We start from the raw sequence: 19,885 nt of genomic DNA on the forward strand, positions 1-19,885 counted from the left end.
GTGGCGAGCCTAGACGGGTGCGCTGTCGCGGATCGGCACTACCGTCCGAGCGACCGGCCCCCTACCGTGAGGCCCATGACTCGACTGCAGAGCCGTGCCGTGCTGCACCGCCTGCTCGAGGTCCTCGAGGATCCCGCCCCCGTCACCATCGGCCACGCGCGTCACGTCCGGATGCTCGTCCGCGAGGCTCTGGAGTGGATCGCCGGCCCTCGGGCGCACGAGTCCGGTGCGTGGAGCGGCCCCGCTTCGGGAGAGCTCGCGGCCGCGCTCGCCCCCGAGGATCCCGCCGCCACGGACCCGGGTCTCTGACGCTCCCGCCCTCCTCGTAGACTCGTTCGCCGGAGGAACGGGGTGTCGATGGACGAGGGTGCGCCGGCGGGCTGGTACCGCGACGAGGCCGATGCGGCCGAGATGCGCTGGTGGGACGGCAGGCGGTTCACCGGGGCGCGCCGCTCCGCGCAGGACAGTGCCGCGGTGGTGCGGGACGCACCCGTCACCCCCGTCACGGAGCGCGTCGACTACCGGCTCCCGAACGCCGACGGCGCCCCGAGCGTCGACGCCCTCGCCGAGGCCGAGCGGATCGAGGAGATCGCCGATCTGATCGGCCGCACGCTCGAGCAGGGCGAGATCGACGAGCGGACCCTCGAGGTCGACCTGATCCCCGAGCCCGACCACCCCACCGGCCTCGACGCCGTCTCGGTCCGGGCCGGCGGCCGCGTCCTCGGCTACCTGCCGAACGCCCCCGCCCACCGGGCCGCTCTCGACCGGGTCGTGGCGAGCGGAGCCGTCCCGGTCACGACCGCGCGCCTCCGGGTCGAGCGCGGCGAGGAGGGCCTGCGGGCCGTCCTCCGCGTCGCCCTGGTCGCCCCCGAGCTGCTCGTGCCGCTCAACGAGCCGCCCGTCGAGCGCCACTCGATCCTCCCCTGGTCGCGGGGCCTGCCGGTCCTGCGCGAGGACGAGCACTTCGCCCGCCTCTCGACGGTCGTTCCGTTGAGCGGCCGCGGCATGCTGCTGGTGACCCTGCACCCGGCCGGCGACCTCGTCGAGCTCCGTCTCGACGGCGAGCGGGTGGGCGAGCTCTCCCCGACCCTCTCGGCGGATTTCACCCCGACCCTCCGCCACCTCGCGAGCCTCGGCCTCACCGCCGCCGCCTACGCTTCCCTCCGCGGATCCCCACTCAAGGTCGAGCTCACGCTGCAGGCCGCGAAGGCCGCGGAGCTGCCCGCCGAGTGGGTCGACGGCCGTCCGGTCACTCTCCCCCGACTCCTCCCGCCGGCCCGGACCTACACCGTCCCGCCCTCGTACACGGCGCCGCTGCGTCCCACTCCCCGCAGCTCGGAGGCGGTCTCCCGCTCGGTCCGCCGGACCGTCGCCTGGGTGGTCGTCGGCGTCTGCACCCTCGTCGGGCTGTCGAGCTGGCTGATCGGGGACGTGCTGAACTGACGGGCGGAGCGGACGTCCGCGGACGTGACCGGCCTCGTGTCGGACTCCCGGGGTCGGCGATCCCGCACCTCCGTGCAGAAGCGCCCGGCTCGCGGATCCGGGGTTCCGAGCGAACCGGGCGCCTCGAGCCGAGCGCGGCCGTCCTACACGTTGAAGCGGAACTCCACGACGTCGCCGTCCTGCATCACGTAGTCCTTGCCCTCGATGCGGGCCTTGCCCTTCGCGCGGGCCTCGGCGATCGAGCCGGTCTCGACGAGGTCGTCGAACGAGATGATCTCGGCCTTGATGAAGCCCTTCTGGAAGTCGGTGTGGATGACACCGGCGGCCTGGGGCGCGGTCCAGCCCTTCCCGATGGTCCAGGCGCGCGTCTCCTTCGGGCCGGCCGTGAGGTACGTCTGGAGGCCCAGGGTGTCGAAGCCGATGGTCGCGAGCTGGTTGAGGCCCGACTCCGTCTGGCCGGTCGACTCGAGCATCTCGGCGGCGTCGGCCTCGTCGAGGTCGATCAGCTCGGACTCGATCTTCGCGTCGAGGAAGATCGCCTTCGCCGGCGCGACGAGGGCCGCGAGCTCGGCCTTCCGGGCGTCGTCGGTCAGCACGGCCTCGTCGACGTTGAAGACGTAGATGAACGGCTTGGCGGTCAGCAGGCCCAGCTCGCGGATCGGCTCCAGATCGATCGAGGAGGCCGACAGCGGCTTGCCCTGGTCGAGGAACTCGCGCGCCTTCTTCGCGGTCTCGACCACGATCGGCTCGATCTTCCTGCCCTTGAGCTCCTTCTCGTAGCGGGCCTCGGCCTTCTCGAGGGTCTGGAGATCGGCGAGGACCAGCTCGGTGTTGATCGTCTCCATGTCGCTGGCGGCGTCGACCTTGCCGTCGACGTGGACGACGTCGGAGTCCTCGAAGCCGCGGATGACCTGCGCGATGGCGTCGGCCTCGCGGATGTTCGCGAGGAACTTGTTGCCCAGGCCCTCGCCCTCGGACGCGCCGCGCACGATGCCGGCGATGTCGACGAAGGAGACGGGCGCCGGGAGGATGCGCTCGGAGCCGAAGATCCCGGCGAGCACCTCGAGGCGGGAGTCGGGCAGGTTCACCACACCCACGTTCGGCTCGATCGTCGCGAACGGGTAGTTCGCCGCGAGCACCGTGTTCTTGGTCAGTGCGTTGAAGAGCGTCGACTTGCCGACGTTGGGGAGACCGACGATTGCGATAGTGAGAGCCACGGGCATCCATCCTACGGCGTGGCGGCGGAAGGGCCGGGCTGGCGGGCGCGGAGGAACGGGAGCCGCCCGGCCGGCGGCCGGCGGGTGCTCCCGGCCGCTCGGGGCGACGCGCGCGCGACGCTCCCGGCGGCGTCGGAGGTGCGTGAGAGGCTGGAGCGTGCCCATCGACTTCACCGCCATCGACTTCGAGACCGCCAACTCGCACGGGGCCTCCGCCTGCTCCGTCGGGCTCGTCAAGGTCCGCGACGGCCGCGTCGTCGACCGCGCCGGCTGGCTCATCCGCCCGCCGTTGGGGTACGACGACTTCCTCGAGTGGAACACGCGGATCCACGGCATCCGCAAGCACGACGTGCACGCCGCCGCCTCCTGGGTCGACCAGTTCGCCGACCTGACGGCCTTCGCCGGCGAGGACGTGTTCGTCGCGCACAACGCCGGCTTCGACATGGGCGTCATCCGCGCAGCCTGCGCGGCGACCTCCCTCGAGCACCCCGAGTACGACTACCTCTGCTCGCTGCAGCTCGCCCGCAAGACGTACGAGCTCGACTCCTACCGCCTCCCCGTCGTCGCCATGGCCGCGGGCTTCGAGGACTTCCGCCACCACGACGCGTCGGCCGACGCCGAGGCGTGCGCCGCGATCGTCGTGCACGCGGCCCGGCGGCACGGCGCCGCGAGCATGGCCGAGCTCGGCGAGCTGGCCGGCGTCTCCGTGAAGCGCCTGCGCCCGAAGGCCCCCGTCGCCGCCTGACGTCCGTCATGCCGAGCCGGCTCGAGACGATCGGCTCAGCCGCGGGGGTCGCCGAACCAGGTGCTGAAGATGCGCCAGAAGTTCCGGTTCCCGTAGGCCGAGCAGTCGTCGCCCTCGCCGTAGAGGTTCGCGAGCGCCGCCGCGTTCGGCTGGTACGGCGTGTAGTAGTAGAGACCCGCCGTGGCCGCGTTGGCGATCGTCACCGGGGCGGTACCGCAGGACTCGTCCGGGGAGTAGCGGACGTCGCCGGCCGCGCCGACCGGGTACCAGTCGAAGCTCGAGTCCGGATTCCGGTAGCGCTGGAACTGCCACGCCGCTCCGTACACCTGCGCGGCGAAGCCGTAGGAGTCCGTGTCGCAGTCCGCGGTGTCCGGGCAGCCGTAGCCCGTGGCGCTGCGGAACTGCCGCTCGCTCGGCTCCGGATCGGTCACGAGCGACTGCTCCTTCTGCAGCAGCACCAGGAGGACGGCCGGATTCACGCCGCACGCGCCGGCGACCGAGGTGATGATCTCCGCGGCCGGGACGTCGCGTCCGGCGGGCAGCGCATCGCACTGCTCGTCGGCCGTGATCGCCGCGGTGTCCTCGGCGTAGTCGCGCAGGCACGGCACCGGCCCGCCCGCGCAGTCGGGGACGCGGGCGTCGAGGAACGCCTGCACCGTGAGCGGTCCGAGCGCGTCGCCGGCGAAGAAGACCTCGTCGGAGATCAGGTCGCCCGGGTCGAAGTCGGCCGCGACGGGGCCCGGCTGGAGGAAGGTCCACAGCCGGACGGTCTGCGGCTCGGACGGCACCGCGGCGAGGCGCGTGCCGTCGAAGGACCCTCCAAGCAGGAGCGCCACCAGCGCCCCGACGACGACCGCACCGCCCCGCCGGCGTCGGACGCCGGTCGGGGACGGTGCGGTCGGGGTCATCCCTCCACGCTAGTGGCGGGGCCGCGGGCGATTAGCCGCAGGGGGTGAGGCGCGCGACGTCCTCCGAGAGGGTGGTGGGACCGCCGAGGAGGACGACCCGCTGAGCTCCCGACTTCGCGATGTCGGTCAGGACGGCGCGGGGCACGCAGTTCGTCGGCACGGCGAACAGCGGGCTGTTCGAGTAGCCCGCCGCCGTGGCTCCGGCGAGGGCGTCGGGGAAGTTCTCGCCCGTCGCCAGGAACACGGTCTTGGCCCTCGAGAAGGCTGCCCGGTTCAGCTGCTCCGAGGTGTCGTAGCGGTCGACTCCGCCGATGCGGGTGATCGTCGGCACCGGAAGCGAGTTCTTGATCCCCTCGCTCACCGACAGGGGGCTGCCCGCGATGGTGAGGTTCTGCACCTTGAGCTTCGAGAGGATGCCCTTCGTCACGGCGTCGGCCGTGCTGCCGGTGCCGTTCACGAGGACGACGGGCGCGTCGACGGAGCCGGCCGCGGCGCTCGCGCCGAGCGCGTCGGGGAACTTCTCGCCCGTGGCGAGCCAGGCCCGCGTCGAGCCGCCCGAGAACGCGCTCTGGATGATGAGCCTGGACGTGTCGTAGCGGTCCTTCCCTCCGATGCGGTCCACCGTCGGCGAGTAGGACCTCAGCTGGTTCAGCAGGCCGTCGCCGACGCTCAGTGCGGAGCCGACCACGACGATCCTCGCCGGCTTGAGCCGGCTGAGCTCGTCGCGAACGGGCTGCGACATCGAGTCCCGGTCGACCAGGAGCAGCGGACCGCCCTGCTTGGCCGCGGCAGGGGCGGCGCTCAGGGCGTCGGGGAAGTTGGCGCCGGTCGCGATGTAGACGACCGGGACGTTCGTGCGGAAGACGGCCTTCGAGATCGCGACGGCGGTGCCCTGGCGGTCCGTGCCGGCCAGGCGCGAGACGTCGATCCCGGCCGACGTGCTCACGGACGAGCAGCCGAGATCCTTCCGGCCGGGGCCCCGGGAGTCGCCCGTGCCGACCCAGCGGTTCCAGTCGACGGAGTCGGCGGAGACGCAGACCTGGTAGGTGCCGGGTGCCGAGACGGGCGTGGTGGCGCCGAAGCCGTGGGCGCGGCCGGCGACGGAGTACTCGCCCGGGATGTCACCGCGGTCGCCGTTCGCGGTCTGCGTGCGGACCGTGCGGGTGCCGTCGGGGCCGGTCACCGTGACCGTCGTGGTCAGCGCGGCCTGCTGCGTCGTCGGATCGACGGCCCAGCCGGACACGCTCAGGGTGCTGCCCGAGATGCGCGGGGCGTCGACGCGTCCCGCGGGGGCGGTCCCGGCGTTGGCCAGGGTGCCGTTCGGGTTCCAGTCGCTGAAGAGGTACCAGAAGTTGATGTTGCCGTAGGTCGCGCAGGCCGCGTTGCCGGAGCCGGTGAGCGCGTAGTCGTTGGGCTGGTACGGCGTGTAGTAGTAGAGGTCGGCCGTGGCCTGGTTGCGGATGGTGACCGGCGAGGAGCCGCACGCGGTGCTCGGGTAGTAGGCGACGTTCGGCGTCGTGCCCGGAGCGTAGGTGGTGAAGTTCGAGCCGGAGCCGGGCGGGTTGGCGTAGCGCTTGAACTGGCGGGCCGCGCTGTAGACCTGCGTGAAGAAGCCCGCCGAGCCGGGGTCGCACGCCGCGGTGTCCGGGCAGTTGTAGCCGGTCGCCTTGGCGTAGTCCTCGGGGCTGGGCGTCGCGTCGGTGACGAGGCTCCGCTCCTTCTGCACGAGCACGACCAGGGCGAGCGGGTTGATGCCGCAGGCCAGGCCGACGCGCGTGAAGATCGAGGCCGACGACTCGCTGCCGGAGCCCTGGTAGGCGCTGCACATCGCGTCCGCCGCCTTGGACGGCGTCGCCTGCGAGAAGTTCTTGAGGCAGGGGGCGGTGCCGGCGGTGGAGCACGGGCTGCCCTTCTCGTTCAGGAGCGACTGCACCTGACCGGTGCTCAGCGCGTCCCCGTCGAAGAACTGGGCGTCGCTGACGATGAAGCCGGCGCGGAAGCTCTTCGTCTCCTCGGCGCTGTACTGCGTCGACTGGTCCGGGACGCCGAGGTCGGCGCGGTCGAGGGACGCGTCGAGAGCGCCGGTCTCGACCGAGACGGTCGACGGCGCGTCCTCGGCGGCGGAGGCGGAGGTGATCGGGACGAGGGCGGTGCCGAGCCCGACGGCGAGAGCGAGCGCGGCCGTGAGCAGGCGCGATGAGCGGTGGTGATTCCCCATGATCGCGAAGTCTACGAGGCGGTCGCAGGGCGTCCTGGCCCTCGTTCGGTGGGCGTGGCGCGTCGATCGCTCGATGTCGGAGGTGCGTGGTGTCATCGGCGGCATGGATCTCTCCTTCGTCCTCGGCCTGGTGGTCGGCGCGCTCCTCGCGGGAGTCGTCGCCGTCCTCCTCGCCCGCTCCCGCACGCCCGACGCCGCCCTCGCCCTCGACCTCGCGACGGCCCGCGCACGCGCGGAGGGCCTGGAGGAGCGCCACGAGGCCGTCGTCGAGCAGCACCGCGAGCACCTCGGCTCCGCCCGCGACCAGATCCGCGAGCTCCAGGAGCAGCTGCGCGTCGTCGCCGAGCGCGAGCGGCACGACGCGCGCATCCTGCAGACCCTCTCCCCCGTCGCCGAGAGCCTGCGCGGCATGCAGGAGGCGGTCGGCCGGCTCGAGCGCGAGCGCGCCGCCCAGTTCGGGGCGATCACCGAGCAGCTCGAGGGACAGCGGGCGGCGGGCGAGCAGCTGCGCTCGACGACCGAGACCCTCGCGTCCGCGCTCCGCTCCACCACGAGCCGCGGCGCCTGGGGCGAGACGCAGCTGCGGAACGTCGTCGAGGCCGCCGGGCTCACCCAGCGGGTCGACTTCGACGTGCAGTTCGGGCTCGAGGGCGAGGCGGGCCGCGGCCGCGCCGACATGGTGGTCCGCCTGCCCGGCGGCAAGGCGATCGCGGTGGACGCCAAGGTGCCGTTCGACGCGTACCTGGAGGCGAGCGCGATCCCCGCGGGCGCCGGCGGAGAGGAGGAGGCGCGGCGCGCGGGGCTCCTGCGCGCGCACGTCCGCGCCCTCCGCGGCCATGTGGACGCGCTGGCCGCCCGCTCCTACTGGACCGGACTCCCGGCGAGCCCCGAGTTCGTCATCGCGTTCGTGCCGAGCGAGCCGCTGCTCGCGAGCGCGCTCGACGCCGACCCGAGCCTGCTCGAGTACGCGTTCCGCAAGCGCGTCGCCCTCGCCTCGCCCGTGACCCTGTGGTCGGTGCTGAAGACCGTCGCCTACACCTGGCAGCAGGACGTGCTCACCGACGACGCCAAGCGCCTGCTCGACCTCGGCAAGACGCTCTACGCCCGTCTCGGCACCCTCGCCGACCACGCCGAGGGCCTGCGCCGCTCGCTCGAGAAGACGGTCGACTCCTACAACGCCTTCGCCGGCTCGCTCGAGAGCCGCGTGCTGGTCACCGCGCGCCAGTTCGACTCCCTCGACGAGTCGCGCGTCATCGCCCCGGTCGGAGGAGTCGCCTCCTCGCCGCGCCGCCTCACCGCCGTCGAGCTGCTCGCCGCGGAGGACGGGTCCGAGCGGAGCGCGTAGGCTCCCCGGTCCCCCGCTGAGCGATCACCGGGGGCGCGCAGGCCGCGCGCGAGCGGCGCCGTCCATCCGGCTCGACACCCGGACGACCGCAGCTCACGACGGCACCCCGCCTCCGCGGCTCGCCGGAGGAGCGCCCGCGAGGCGTCTCGAGACCCGCCGCGGCCCCGCCCGCTCGCCTCGGTGACCGGGGCCGGTGTCCTTCCGCGTCCTGCACGCCGAAACGCCGCCGCACTGGCCGAGGCGCCGTCAGCGGGGCGGCGCCTCAGCGGCGGGGCGGCGTCTCGGACAGACGGTGACGGCCTAGACCCACTTCTCCGCGAGGTGCTGGGCGGTCACGCGGCGGATGGTGCCCGAGCGGGAGCGCAGCACGATGGACTCCGTCGTGATGACGTGGCCCTCCTTGCGCACGCCCTTCACGAGCCCGCCGTTCGTCACTCCGGTCGCGACGAAGTAGGTGTTGTCGCTGCGGACGAGGTCGTTGGCGTGGAGCACGCGGTCGAGGTCGTGCCCGGCGTCGATGGCGCGCTGCCGCTCGTCGTCGTCCTTCGGGCGGAGGATGCCCTGGATCACTCCCCCGAGCGCGCGGATGGCGCAGGCCGTGATGATGCCCTCGGGCGTGCCTCCGGTGCCGACGCACATGTCGAGTCGGGAGTCGTGGCGAGCGGCGTTGATGCCGCCCGCGACGTCGCCGTCGAGCAGGAGGCGCGTGCCGGCTCCGGCCGCGCGGATGTCCTCGATCAGCTGAGCGTGGCGCGGGCGGTCCAGCACCGCGATGCGCATCTCCTCGACGGGCTTGCGCTTGGCGCGGGCCAGGGCGCGGATGTTCTCGCCGATCGGGCGCTGGATGTCGATGATCCCGACGCCCTCGGGCCCGGTGACGATCTTCTCCATGTAGAACACGGCGGAGGGGTCGAACATCGCGCCGCGGTCGGCGACGGCGATCATCGAGAGCGCGTTCTGGCGCCCGGCGGCGGTCAGCGAGGTGCCGTCGATCGGGTCGACGGCGATGTCGGCGGCGGGCCCCGAGCCGTTGCCGACGTGCTCGCCGTTGAAGAGCATGGGCGCGTTGTCCTTCTCGCCCTCGCCGATCACGACGACTCCGTCGAAGTTCACGGTCCCGAGGAAGGTGCGCATGGCATCGACCGCTGCGCCGTCGGCGGCGTTCTTGTCGCCCTTGCCGATGAAGGGCACGGCGCGGATCGCGGCGGCCTCGGTAGCGCGGACGAGCTCCATGCCGAGGTTGCGGTCGGGGTGGAGGTAGAGCGAGTCGTTGTCGATCACAGAGCGGAGTCCTTCGTCGTCGAGTTCGTGCACGTCGTCGCAGGACCCGCGGAGCGGATCCCCATCCCTGCTCGAATCCTAGTCCAGGGCCCTCCACGGGCGGAGGGACCGCGGAGGGGCGCCTCGCTAGACTCGTCCGCGACGCGGGCCTCGCCCGACCCCCCTTCGTTCATCCGTCAAAGGAGATGCCATGCCCGTCGCTACCCCGGACCAGTACGCAGAGATGCTCGACAAGGCGAAGGCGGGCGGCTTCGCCTACCCGGCGTTCAACGTCTCGTCGTCGCAGACGATCAACGCGGTCCTCCAGGGCCTCACCGAGGCGGGCTCGGACGGCATCATCCAGGTCACCACCGGAGGCGCGGACTACTTCGCCGGCCACACCGTGAAGAATCGCGCGGCCGGCGCGATCGCCTTCGCGAGGTTCGCGACCGAGGTCGCCAAGAACTACCCGGTCACGGTCGCGCTCCACACCGACCACTGCCCGCAGAACGCGCTCGAGGGCTTCGTCTACCCGCTGATCGCCGCCTCCGAGGAGGAGGTCAAGGCCGGTCGCGAGCCGCTCTTCCAGTCGCACATGTGGGACGGCTCCGCGATCCCGCTCGACGAGAACCTCGCCATCGCGAAGGAGATCCTCCCGCGCGTCAAGAACATCAACGCCATCCTCGAGGTCGAGATCGGCGTCGTCGGCGGCGAGGAGGACGGCGTCTCGCACGACATCAACGAGCACCTCTACACCACGCTCGACGACGCGATCGCGACCGTCGAGGCCCTCGGCTTCGGCGAGCAGGGCCGCTACATGGCCGCCCTCACCTTCGGCAACGTCCACGGCGTCTACAAGCCGGGCAACGTCCGACTGCGCCCGGAGCTGCTCCGCGAGATCCAGGACGGCCTGCAGGCGAAGTACGGCACCGGCGCGCTCCCCCTCGATCTCGTCTTCCACGGCGGCTCGGGCTCGACCGACGAGGAGATCGCCGAGGCGGTCCGCAACGGCGTCGTCAAGATGAACATCGACACCGACACGCAGTACGCGTTCAGCCGCTCCGTCGCGGACACCGTGCTGAAGAACTACGACGGCTTCCTCAAGGTCGACGGCGAGGTCGGCAACAAGAAGGTCTACGACCCGCGCTCGTGGGGCAAGATCGCCGAGACCGCGATGGCCGTGCGCGTCGCCGAGGCGACCCGTCAGCTCGGCTCGGCCGGGAACTCCGGGAAGTAGGGCACCGCTCCGTGACGAACGCACACGATCAGCCGGGCGACAGGCGTCCGGAGCCGCAGTACGGCGAGTACGCGCCGCCCGGCTGGTCGTGGCAGCCGCCGGAGGACGCCGTGGTCGTCCCCGACCCGAGGGGGTCGGAGACCGATCCGAGGCCCGCGACCGCTCCGGCCGCGAAGCCCGTCGCGCATCCCGTCGACCGCCTGCTCACGATCGTGCTGCTCGCGCTCGGCGTGTTCTTCGCCGTACCGACGCTGCTCGATCCCTCGAGCTTCGCGACGACCCTCCAGGAGCTCTACCGCTCCCAGGGCATCGGCACCTACGCGTCGCCGGAGCTCGCGCGGATCCTCGGCGTCGTGGTGGCGCTCGCGCAGTCGCTGATCGTCGCCTTCGCGGTGTGGATCTCGATCCGGCGGCTCCGCGCCGGCAAGCGCGCCGTGCTCGTCCCGATCCTCGGGATCGCGGCGACCGTGCTGCTCTCCCTGATCGTCGCGGCGATCGCCATCCTGGGCGACCCGACGTTCGCGGAGTACGTCACGCGCATGTCGGGCTCGCAGGGCGGCGCGGGCACCGACGTCTAGCGTCGATCCCCGTCCGACCGGACACGGAAGAGGCCGCCGCTCCTGAGGGAGGGCGGCCTCTTCCGTGTCCGGGCCGGAAGGCTCTAGGCGCCCGCTCCCGCGCTGATGCGTCCACCGACGCCGCGGGCGTCGCGCTTGCCGGCGACGTCCTTGCGCAGCTCCTTCGGGAGCGAGAACATCAGGTCCTCCTCCGCGGTCTTGACCTCCTCGACATCGCCGTACCCGGCGGCGGCGAGGTCGTCGAGGACCTCCTGGACGAGCACCTCGGGCACCGAGGCGCCGCTGGTGACGCCGACGGTGCGGATGCCCTCGAGCCACTCCTGCTTGATCTCGCTGGCGTAGTCGACCCGGTAGGCGGCCTTCGCGCCGTACTCGAGGGCGACCTCGACGAGGCGCACGGAGTTGGAGGAGTTCGCGGAGCCGACGACGATGACCAGCTCGGCGCCCGCGGCGACCTTCTTGATCGCGACCTGGCGGTTCTGCGTGGCGTAGCAGATGTCGTCGCTCGGCGGGTCCTGCAGGTTGGGGAAGCGCTCGCGGAGGCGGCGCACCGTCTCCATCGTCTCGTCGACCGAGAGCGTCGTCTGCGAGAGCCAGACGACCTTGTCCGGGTCCTTCACGACGATGTTCGGCACGTCGTCGGGGCTGCCGACGAGGGTGACGTGATCGGGGGCCTCGCCCGCGGTGCCCTCGACCTCCTCGTGGCCCTCGTGGCCGATGAGGAGGATCTCGAAGTCGTCGCGCGCGAAGCGGACGGCCTCGCGGTGCACCTTCGTCACCAGGGGGCAGGTCGCGTCGATCGCCTGGAGACCGCGGTCGGCCGCGCCCTGGACGACGGCCGGTGAGACGCCGTGCGCGCTGAAGACGATGTGCGATCCCTCGGGCACCTCGTCGACCTCGTCGACGAAGATGGCGCCCTGGCTCTCGAGCGTGGAGACGACGTGCACGTTGTGCACGATCTGCTTGCGCACGTAGACCGGCGCACCGTAGTGCTCGATGGCCTTCTCGACGGCGACGACCGCGCGGTCGACTCCGGCGCAGTAGCCGCGGGGCGCGGCGAGGAGGACGCGCTTGCGGCCCTCGACGGGGACGTCGCGCAGACGCCCTGTGGCGCGGGGCATGCGCGGCATGGGCAGGCTGATCGGGACTTGGCTCACCCCCTGATTCTACGTGGTGCATCCTGTGCCCGGGCCGTCCCGGTGTCGGACGCGTCCCGTACCGTTGTCGTCGCGGGAGGGCACTCCCGCTCCCCCCGTCCCTCCGAGCAGAGGCAGCGATGACCGACGCCCCACCCACCGCCGACGCACCCTGGCCGGTCGGCCTGCTCGCCAGCAAGATCAAGGGCTGGATCGAGCGCCTCGGCACCGCGTGGGTCGAGGGCGAGATCACCCAGTGGGGCGCGTCCGGCGGCAACGTCTACGGGAAGCTGAAGGACCTGTCCGGAGACTCGACGGTCGGCTTCACCGTCTGGTCGTCGGTGCGGAGCCGCCTCCCGGCCGACCTCAAGCAGGGCGATCGGGTCATCGCGCTGGTGAAGCCCAACTACTGGGTCAAGGGCGGCACGCTCTCGATGCAGGTCTTCGAGATGCGCCACGTCGGCCTGGGCGATCTGCTGGAGAAGCTCGAGCGGCTCCGCCGGCAGCTGGCGTCGGAGGGGCTGTTCGACGCCTCCCGCAAGAAGCCGCTGCCGTTCCTCCCGCACGGCGTGGGCCTCATCACCGGCAAGGACTCGGACGCCGAGAAGGACGTGCTGCGGAACGCGCAGCTGCGCTGGCCGGCTGTGCGCTTCCGGGTGGTCCACTCGGCCGTGCAGGGCGACCGGACGGTCCCGGAGGTGCTCTCGGCCCTGCGGACCCTCGAGGCCGACGACAGCATCGACGTGATCGTGATCGCCCGCGGAGGCGGTGACTTCCAGAACCTGCTCGGCTTCAGCGACGAGGCGCTCGTGCGCGCCGTCGCCGCCTGCTCCACTCCGGTCGTCAGCGCGATCGGCCACGAGGCCGACCGCCCGCTGCTCGACGACGTCGCCGACCTGCGCGCCTCCACTCCCACCGACGCCGCGAAGAGGGTCGTGCCCGACGTCTCCGACGAGCTGCTGCGCGTGCAGCAGGCCCGGCTGCGGATGACCGGCCGCGTGAGCGGGCTCGTCTCGCACGAGATCGACCGGCTCTCGCAGCTGCGCTCGCGGCCGGTGCTCGCCCAGCCGCACGTCCTGGTCGACCGGCACTCCGAGGAGCTGACCCGCTGGGTGGCGCGCGGCGCCGAGCTGGTGGACCGCCGCCTCGAGCGCGCGCACCTCGAGGTCGAGCGCCTGCACGGCCACCTGCGCGCCCTCTCCCCCCAGCACACCCTCGACCGCGGCTACGCGATCGTCCAGAACGCGGCCGGGCACGTCGTCCGGGCGCCCGGCGACGCACCGGCCGGCGGCGCACTCGTCCTCACGCTCGCGGAGGGGGCCGTCGGCGCCCGCTCCGAGGGGCCCACCGGCGATCCCGCCGGCCGGTCCTGAGCCCGCCGCGCCACCCGTCCCCCTCAGCCCCGATCGATAGGATCAGACCCATGCCCGACTCCCCCGACGCCCCGGCGACCGACTCCGACGTCTCGGGATTCTCCTACGAGCAGGCGCGCGACGAGCTCGTCCGCGTCGTGTCCGAGCTCGAGCAGGGCAGCTCCACCCTCGAGCGCTCGCTCGCCCTGTGGGAGCGCGGCGAGGCCCTCGCCGCCCGCTGCGAGGAGTGGCTGATCGGAGCACGCGCCCGGCTGGACGCGGCCCGCTCCGGAGGGGCGGCCGCCGGATGAGCCGCGCGAAGCCCGCGCGGGTCGTCGCCGAGCTCGGGCGCCCGGAGACGGCGGCCGAAACGGCCGCACGCAAGGCCGAGAACTCCCGGCTCTACCGTCAGCGCAAGACGGTCAACAACCTCGTCTTCTCGCTGCTCGCGACCGTCGGCGCCGTAGCGCTCATCGTCCTGCTCGTCCCCCGCGGCGACACCGTGGAGCTCTCCTCGGTCGACGTCCCCCGCGTCGCCGCACAGGTCCAGCTGGGCGAGGAGCAGACGCTCGCCGTGCCCTCCCTGGCCGACGGCTGGAAGGCCAACGCGGCCGAGCTCCGCCGCGAGAACGGCACCGACTACTGGTACGTCGGCCTGATCACCCCGAAGGCGGGCTACATCGGCCTGAGCCAGGGGCTCGACGCGGACGCGGCCTGGGTCGCGACGCAGCTCGACCGCCGGGCGGCGACCGGCGTCGAGACGATCGACGGCCGCGACTGGACCGTCTACGACCACCGCGACTCCGGCGACGACACCGGCAACACGCCCTACGCACTCGAGACGACGGAGGGCTCCAGCACCTACCTCGTCTACGGCACGGCCCCGACGGACGAGATCCGCCTGGTCGTGGACGCCATCACCCCGCAGATCGGCCAGGAGGAGTCCCGATGAGCCTCGGAACCAGCAGCACCGTCCCCCGCGAGTCCCGCCCGCCGGCGTGGGTCTGGAAGGAGATGCTCCGCGGCAACCAGCGCTTCGTCGCCGGCGAGCCCCGCCACCCCCGCCAGGACGTCGAGCGCCGCGCCGAGCTCGCCGCCGCTCAGGCCCCGCTCGCCGCGCTCTTCGGCTGCAGCGACTCCCGCCTCGCGGCCGAGATCATCTTCGACCTGGGGCTCGGCGACCTCTTCGTCGTCCGCAACGCCGGCCAGGTGATCGCCGACTCCATCATCGGCTCGCTGGAGTACGGCGTCGCCGTTCTCGGCGTGAAGGTGCTGCTCGTGCTCGGCCACGACGAGTGCGGAGCGGTCCGGGCAGCGATCCAGTCGCAGGCGCCCGGCGCCGAGCGGCTCCCCCCGCACATCGAGCACCTGATCGAGCCGATCATCCCCGCGGTGCGCCGCCTCGTGGGCGCCCAGCCGGACGGCCGCGTGCTCGTCGACCCGTCGGCGACCGACGCGCTGGCCGTCGGCCGCGAGCACCTGCGCGACACGGTCGCCGAGCTGCTCCAGCGCTCCCCGCTGATCGCCGACGCTGTCGCGACCGGGCGGCTCGCCCTCGTGGGCGCCAACTACCGGCTCTCGGACGGCACCGTGATGTCCGATGTCGTGCTCGGCATCGATCCGCCCGAGCTCAGCCCCTACGTCTCCGAGCTGGAGCGCGACTCCGGCTCGGCCTCCTCCGCCGCCGCTCCGAGCGCGGTGGGATCGGATCCCGCGTGAGCGGCTCCGGACAGCACAGCACCAACCGATCAGACAAGGACGAACACAGCGTGGTGGATCACTCCCCGACCGACGACTCCGGCGACTTCCGCATCGAGCACGACACGATGGGCGAGGTGCGGGTCCCCCGCGACGCCCTCTACGCCGCGCAGACCCAGCGGGCGGTCGAGAACTTCCCGATCTCCGGTGCGGGCCTCGAGCCTGCCCAGATCGCGGCCCTCGCCCGCATCAAGAAGGCGGCGGCGCTGGCCAACGCCGAGCTGGGCGTGCTCGACGCCGACATCGCCACGGCGATCGCCGACGCGGCCGACCTCGTCGTCGGGGGCGGCTACGACGCGCACTTCCCGATCGACGTGTACCAGACCGGCTCGGGCACGTCCTCGAACATGAACATGAACGAGGTGCTGGGCTCGCTGGCGACCACGGCCCTCGGCCGCACCGTGCACCCGAACGACCACGTCAACGCCTCGCAGTCCTCCAACGACGTGTTCCCCACCTCGGTCCACGTCGCCGTCACCGGCGCGCTCATCGAGTCGCTGATCCCCTCGCTCGAGCAGCTCGCCGAGTCGCTCGAGGTCAAGGCGGAGCAGTGGGCCGAGGTCGTCAAGGCCGGCCGCACCCACCTGATGGACGCCACCCCCGTCACGCTCGGCCAGGAGTTCGGCGGCTACGCCGCGCAGATCCGCCTCGGCATCGAGCGCGTGCAGTCGGCGCTCCCCCGCGTCGCCGAGGTCCCGCTCGGCGGCACCGCGGTCGGCACCGGGATCAACACCCCCGCCGGCTTCCCGCAGAAGGTCATCGCGCGCCTCGCGGAGGAGACGGGCCTGCCCGTCACCGAGGCCCGCAACCACTTCGAGGCCCAGGGCGCGCGGGACTCGCTGGTCGAGGCCTCCGGAGCGCTGCGCGTGCTCGCGGTGAGCCTGACCAAGATCAACAACGACCTCCGCTGGATGGGCTCCGGCCCCAACACCGGCCTCGGAGAGCTGCGGATCCCCGACCTCCAGCCCGGATCCTCGATCATGCCCGGCAAGGTGAACCCGGTGATCCCAGAGGCCGTCCTCATGGTCTGCGCGCGCGTGATCGGCAACGATGCCACCATCGCCTGGGCGGGCGCCTCGGGCGCCTTCGAGCTCAACGTCGCGATCCCCGTCATGGGGACGGCGCTGCTGGAGTCGATCCGCCTGCTCGCGAACTCCGCCGTGCTGCTCGCCGACAAGACCGTCGACGGCCTCGAGGCCGACGTCGAGCACGCCCGCGCCCTCGCCGAGTCCTCCCCCTCGATCGTCACGCCGCTCAACAAGGTGATCGGCTACGAGGCCGCCGCCAAGGTCGCGAAGAACTCGGTCGCCAAGGGGATCACCGTCCGAGAGTCGGTCGTGGACCTCGGCTTCGTCGAGCGCGGCGAGGTGACGGAGGAGCAGCTCGACAGCGCCCTCGACGTCATGTCGATGACCCACCCCGGCTGAGCCCGGCCCTCCGACGGCCCGTCCCTGCGCTCGGCGCGGAGGCGGGCCGTCAGAGCACCAGCCAGAACCCCGTGAGCAGGAACGGTCCGAATGCGACCCGTCCGCGGACGCGCAGCACGAGCACCCACAGCCCCGCCACCGCGAAGCCGACAGCGGGCGCGGCGACGACCTGCTCGGGTCCGAGAGCCGCGAGCGGCGGTGCGAGGGCCGCCTGGAGCTTCACGTCGCCGAGGCCCAGCCCGCCCGCCGCATGCAGCACGCCCAGGCACAGCACCGTCGCGAGGACGGCGAGAAGCGTCCCCGCCGTGGGCGCGAGGACGGCTCCGACCACCAGCAGCGGGAGCGTGACCGCGTTCGGGAGCCGGTGCCCGCGCACGTCCGCCAGCACCAACGGCACGCTCGCGAGCGCCACCGGGACGAGGCCGGGCGCCCGACCCAGGTGCGGGGCCCCGATCAGGAGGAGCACCAGGGCGCCGAGGAGCAGGGCGGCCCGGTCGAGCAGTGATCCGCGGAGCATCCGCCGAGACTAGGGGGCACCGCCCTCGGGGCGTCGGAGTTCTCCACAGGGCGGCCCGCAGGTGTGCTCGGGCGGCGGCGGGTCCCTCCCCGGCCTCAGTCGCGCGGAGGCAGCGGTCCCAGCAGGAGCGACGCCCAGGCGCCGTGGGCCGACGCGTCGTCGGAGGGGTGGAACTGCCCGGCGAGCACGTCTCGGTAGAGGCGACCGAGCTCCGACCGGCGCTGGTACGCCGAGCCGCCCGCGATCCGGACGGCGCTCTCGACCACGCGGAGCGCTCCTTCCGTGGTGCGGATCTTCACCCCGACCAGCGAGGGGAACCAGCGCGCACCGCGGTCGACGAGCGCGTCCACGTCGGCCGCCGCCGTGCGCAGGGGCGCCTCGAGCCCGTCGAGCAGCATCCCGGCCTCAGCCACCCGGTGCCGCACCTCGGGGTCCTCCGCCAGTGGCCGCCCTCCCGCCCGGAGGGAGGTCCGTCGGCGGACGGAGGCGACGGCAAGGTCGAGCGCGCGCTGCGCGACACCGAGGTAGACCGAGGAGATCAGCAGCTCGAAGGCCGCGAAGACGGCGAAGACGAAGGGGTCGGCGGTCGGTCCGACGGGCAGCGAGCGGATCATCCGCCCGGCCGGGACGACGACGCCGTCGAGCACCGTCGTGCGGCTCTGGGTCGCCCGCATGCCGAGCGTGTCCCAGTCGTCGCGGACCTCGAGCCCGGCGACCGCAGACTCCGGGCTCTCACGGTGCACGAAGCCGTGCACGAGCCGCGGCTCCGTCCCGCTGTCGTCGCGGCCGAACACGCCGAGCCGCGTCCAGGCGGGCGCGAGGGAGGTGAAGACCTTCGTGCCGGTGAAGCGGTAGCCGCCGTCCCCGAGCGGCTCCGCCCGCGTCAGCGAATCCGAGAGCACCAGGTCGTTGCCCGCCTCGCTGTTGCCGAAGGCGAAGACGTGACCCGCCGCGGCGTCGACGAGGACCGAGCGGAGGGAGTCGTCGCCCCGCTCGAGCAGGAGTCGCGCGATCCCGGTCCAGACCAGGTGCATGTTGACGGCGAGCGCGGTCGCGGGCGCGGCGGTCGCGAGGCGCGTCTGCTCGGCTGCCGCCTGCTCCAGGCCGAGGCCGGCACCGCCGAGCTCCTCGGGGACGAGCAGCGCCAGGTACCCGATCGAGCGCAGCTCCTCCAGGTCGTCCGCGCAGAACGCGTTGCGCTCGTCGTAGTCGGCCGCGCGGGTGCGGAAGCGCTCGAGGAGCGCGTCGTCGAGGATGCTCACCCGTCCACGCTACGCCCCGGTGCCCTGCAGGGACGCGCCCGGCCCGGGGATCCTCGGATCCCACGGGTCGGACGCACGGCGAGCCCGTCAGGCGAGCTCGTTCGACTCCAGCATCTCGGTGACCAGAGCGGCGATCGCCGAGCGCTCGGAGCGGGTCAGCGTGACGTGCGCGAACAGCGGGTGGCCCTTCAGCGTCTCGATCACGGAGGCGACCCCGTCGTGCCGGCCGACCCGGAGGTTGTCGCGCTGCGCCACGTCGTGGGTCAGCACCACCCGGGAGTTCTGCCCGACGCGCGAGAGCACCGTGAGCAGGACGTTCCGCTCCAGCGACTGCGCCTCGTCGACGATCACGAACGCGTCGTGCAGCGAGCGCCCGCGGATGTGCGTGAGCGGCAGCACCTCTAGCATCCCGCGCTCGATCACCTCGTCGAGCACGTTCTGCGACACCAGCGCCCCGAGCGTGTCGAAGACCGCCTGCGCCCAGGGGTTCATCTTCTCGGCCGCGTCGCCGGGCAGGAAGCCGAGGTCCTGGCCGCCCACCGCGTAGAGCGGCCGGAAGACCATGATCTTCTTGTGCTGGCGCTTCTCCAGCACCGCCTCCAGGCCCGCGCAGAGCGCCAGCGCCGACTTGCCGGTGCCGGCCCGGCCGCCGAGCGAGACGATGCCGACCTCCGGGTCGAGCAGCAGGTCGATCGCGAGCCGCTGCTCCGCCGACCGCCCGTGCAAGCCGAACACGTCCTTGTCGCCGCGGACCAGCGTGATCTGCCGCTTGCCGGTGACCCTCGCGAGAGCGGAGCCGCGGTCGGAGTGGACGACGAGTCCGGTGTTGACCGGGATGTCGGCCACGACGTCCGTGAAGAGCCGCTCGCGGTCGTAGAGCTCGCTCATCGCGTCGCCGCCGAGCGTCACGTCGTCCATGCCGGTCCAGCCGGACTCGGGGGCCTGCTCGGCCAGGTACTCCTCCGCGGCGAGGCCGATGGAGGCGGCCTTCACGCGCATCGGCATGTCCTTGGACACGACGGTCACCGCGGCGCCCTCGCTCTGCAGGTTGAGCGCGACGGCGAGGATCCTCGCGTCGTTGTCGCCCATCTGGAGCCCGCTCGGCAGCACCGACATGTTCGAGTGGTTGAGCTCGACGCGGAGCGTGCCGCCCCGGCCGACGGCGATGGGGAAGTCGAGGCGCTCGTGCTGCACGCGCAGCTCGTCGAGGCGGCGCAGGGCCTGCCGGGCGAAGTAGCCGATCTCGGGATCGTTGCGCTTGCCCTCGAGCTCGCTGATGACGACGATCGGCAGCACGACGGCGTGCTCCGCGAACCGGAACATCGAGGAGGGATCCGACAGCAGCACCGAGGTGTCCAGGACGTAGGTGCGGAGGAGCTGATCGGCCGGATCCGAGGAGCCGTGCTGGACACGGCGGTGGACGCCGCCCTGCGTCCCGGTCTGCGGATCTATGCCCTGGGGAACTGTCACGACGACTCTCCA

At 72.6% G+C, this 19,885-nt stretch carries 19 protein-coding genes; 11 read left to right on the forward strand and 8 right to left on the reverse strand.

Annotated elements, in window-relative coordinates:
• The first annotated feature begins 75 nt into the window (after positions 1-75).
• Positions 76-309, forward strand: coding sequence for a hypothetical protein (locus tag C5C63_RS00960; protein ID WP_104325343.1), 234 nt, complete (start codon positions 76-78; stop codon positions 307-309).
• A gap of 48 nt (positions 310-357) precedes the next feature.
• On the forward strand, positions 358-1,443 hold the full coding sequence (locus C5C63_RS00965) for a DUF2510 domain-containing protein (RefSeq protein WP_258065366.1): 1,086 nt from the start codon (positions 358-360) through the stop codon (positions 1,441-1,443).
• Between the two features lie 143 nt (positions 1,444-1,586).
• On the opposite strand, the gene ychF is transcribed toward C5C63_RS00965, so the two are convergent.
• Positions 1,587-2,660 carry a redox-regulated ATPase YchF gene (gene ychF, locus C5C63_RS00970; protein WP_104222958.1) on the reverse strand — a complete coding sequence of 358 codons (1,074 nt, stop codon included), beginning with the start codon at positions 2,658-2,660 and terminating at the stop codon, positions 1,587-1,589.
• 157 nt (positions 2,661-2,817) lie between these two features.
• Between ychF and C5C63_RS00975 the strand changes: the two genes are divergently transcribed.
• Positions 2,818-3,405, forward strand: a complete 588-nt coding sequence (locus C5C63_RS00975; protein ID WP_104325345.1) for an exonuclease domain-containing protein — start codon at positions 2,818-2,820, stop codon at positions 3,403-3,405.
• Between the two features lie 35 nt (positions 3,406-3,440).
• Here C5C63_RS00975 and C5C63_RS00980 read toward each other — a convergent pair whose 3' ends face one another.
• Complete coding sequence (locus tag C5C63_RS00980) at positions 3,441-4,313, reverse strand: hemagglutinin (protein ID WP_104325346.1); 873 nt, start codon at positions 4,311-4,313, stop codon at positions 3,441-3,443.
• 31 nt (positions 4,314-4,344) lie between these two features.
• Positions 4,345-6,531 carry a cell wall-binding repeat-containing protein gene (locus C5C63_RS00985; RefSeq protein WP_104325347.1) on the reverse strand — a complete coding sequence of 729 codons (2,187 nt, stop codon included), beginning with the start codon at positions 6,529-6,531 and terminating at the stop codon, positions 4,345-4,347.
• 103 nt (positions 6,532-6,634) lie between these two features.
• Between C5C63_RS00985 and C5C63_RS00990 the strand changes: the two genes are divergently transcribed.
• The gene (locus C5C63_RS00990) at positions 6,635-7,876 is read left to right on the forward strand and encodes a DNA recombination protein RmuC (RefSeq protein ID WP_208543311.1); all 1,242 of its coding nucleotides are present in this window, start codon (positions 6,635-6,637) and stop codon (positions 7,874-7,876) included.
• A gap of 300 nt (positions 7,877-8,176) precedes the next feature.
• On the opposite strand, the gene glpX is transcribed toward C5C63_RS00990, so the two are convergent.
• A complete protein-coding gene (glpX, locus tag C5C63_RS00995; RefSeq protein WP_097165697.1) occupies positions 8,177-9,109 on the reverse strand; it encodes a class II fructose-bisphosphatase in 933 nt (310 codons plus the stop codon).
• A gap of 238 nt (positions 9,110-9,347) precedes the next feature.
• On the opposite strand from glpX, the gene fbaA reads away from it, so the two are divergent.
• Together fbaA and C5C63_RS01005 are read left to right on the forward strand one after the other, a co-directional pair.
• Entirely contained in the window at positions 9,348-10,373 is a 1,026-nt protein-coding gene (gene fbaA / locus C5C63_RS01000; RefSeq protein WP_104325349.1) for a class II fructose-bisphosphate aldolase, read from the forward strand.
• Between the two features lie 11 nt (positions 10,374-10,384).
• Positions 10,385-10,951 (forward strand): DUF6264 family protein, encoded by a 567-nt coding sequence (locus C5C63_RS01005; protein WP_104224415.1) that lies wholly within the window; start codon positions 10,385-10,387, stop codon positions 10,949-10,951.
• Positions 10,952-11,034: 83 nt separating this feature from the next.
• Here the strand turns inward: C5C63_RS01005 and C5C63_RS01010 are convergent, their stop codons facing one another.
• Entirely contained in the window at positions 11,035-12,081 is a 1,047-nt protein-coding gene (locus tag C5C63_RS01010) for a 4-hydroxy-3-methylbut-2-enyl diphosphate reductase (RefSeq protein WP_104225527.1), read from the reverse strand.
• Between the two features lie 146 nt (positions 12,082-12,227).
• Between C5C63_RS01010 and xseA the strand changes: the two genes are divergently transcribed.
• From xseA to C5C63_RS01035, 5 genes are read left to right on the forward strand one after another with little or no spacing between them, the layout of a single operon-like run.
• Complete coding sequence (xseA, locus tag C5C63_RS01015; protein WP_104325350.1) at positions 12,228-13,460, forward strand: exodeoxyribonuclease VII large subunit; 1,233 nt, start codon at positions 12,228-12,230, stop codon at positions 13,458-13,460.
• Between the two features lie 50 nt (positions 13,461-13,510).
• Entirely contained in the window at positions 13,511-13,750 is a 240-nt protein-coding gene (locus C5C63_RS01020) for an exodeoxyribonuclease VII small subunit (protein WP_104224418.1), read from the forward strand.
• Positions 13,747-14,391 (forward strand): DUF4245 domain-containing protein, encoded by a 645-nt coding sequence (locus C5C63_RS01025; RefSeq protein ID WP_104291553.1) that lies wholly within the window; start codon positions 13,747-13,749, stop codon positions 14,389-14,391. The genes C5C63_RS01020 and C5C63_RS01025 overlap by 4 nt, the downstream gene beginning before the upstream one ends.
• Entirely contained in the window at positions 14,388-15,158 is a 771-nt protein-coding gene (locus C5C63_RS01030) for a carbonic anhydrase (RefSeq protein WP_208543312.1), read from the forward strand. Before C5C63_RS01025 ends, C5C63_RS01030 begins: the two co-directional genes overlap by 4 nt.
• Positions 15,159-15,208: 50 nt before the next feature.
• Complete coding sequence (locus C5C63_RS01035) at positions 15,209-16,624, forward strand: aspartate ammonia-lyase (protein ID WP_104224420.1); 1,416 nt, start codon at positions 15,209-15,211, stop codon at positions 16,622-16,624.
• A gap of 49 nt (positions 16,625-16,673) precedes the next feature.
• Here the strand turns inward: C5C63_RS01035 and C5C63_RS01040 are convergent, their stop codons facing one another.
• From C5C63_RS01040 to C5C63_RS01050, 3 genes are all read right to left on the reverse strand, one after another.
• Entirely contained in the window at positions 16,674-17,141 is a 468-nt protein-coding gene (locus tag C5C63_RS01040) for a prepilin peptidase (RefSeq protein ID WP_104291554.1), read from the reverse strand.
• Positions 17,142-17,236: 95 nt separating this feature from the next.
• Positions 17,237-18,403 (reverse strand): acyl-CoA dehydrogenase family protein, encoded by a 1,167-nt coding sequence (locus tag C5C63_RS01045; protein WP_104291555.1) that lies wholly within the window; start codon positions 18,401-18,403, stop codon positions 17,237-17,239.
• Between the two features lie 87 nt (positions 18,404-18,490).
• The gene (locus C5C63_RS01050; protein ID WP_308471534.1) at positions 18,491-19,873 is read right to left on the reverse strand and encodes a PhoH family protein; all 1,383 of its coding nucleotides are present in this window, start codon (positions 19,871-19,873) and stop codon (positions 18,491-18,493) included.
• Between the last annotated feature and the right edge of the window lie 12 nt (positions 19,874-19,885).

It is taken from the genome of Rathayibacter sp. AY1B8, assembly GCF_002932775.1.
In the GTDB taxonomy this organism is placed as follows: Bacteria; Actinomycetota; Actinomycetes; order Actinomycetales; family Microbacteriaceae; genus Rathayibacter.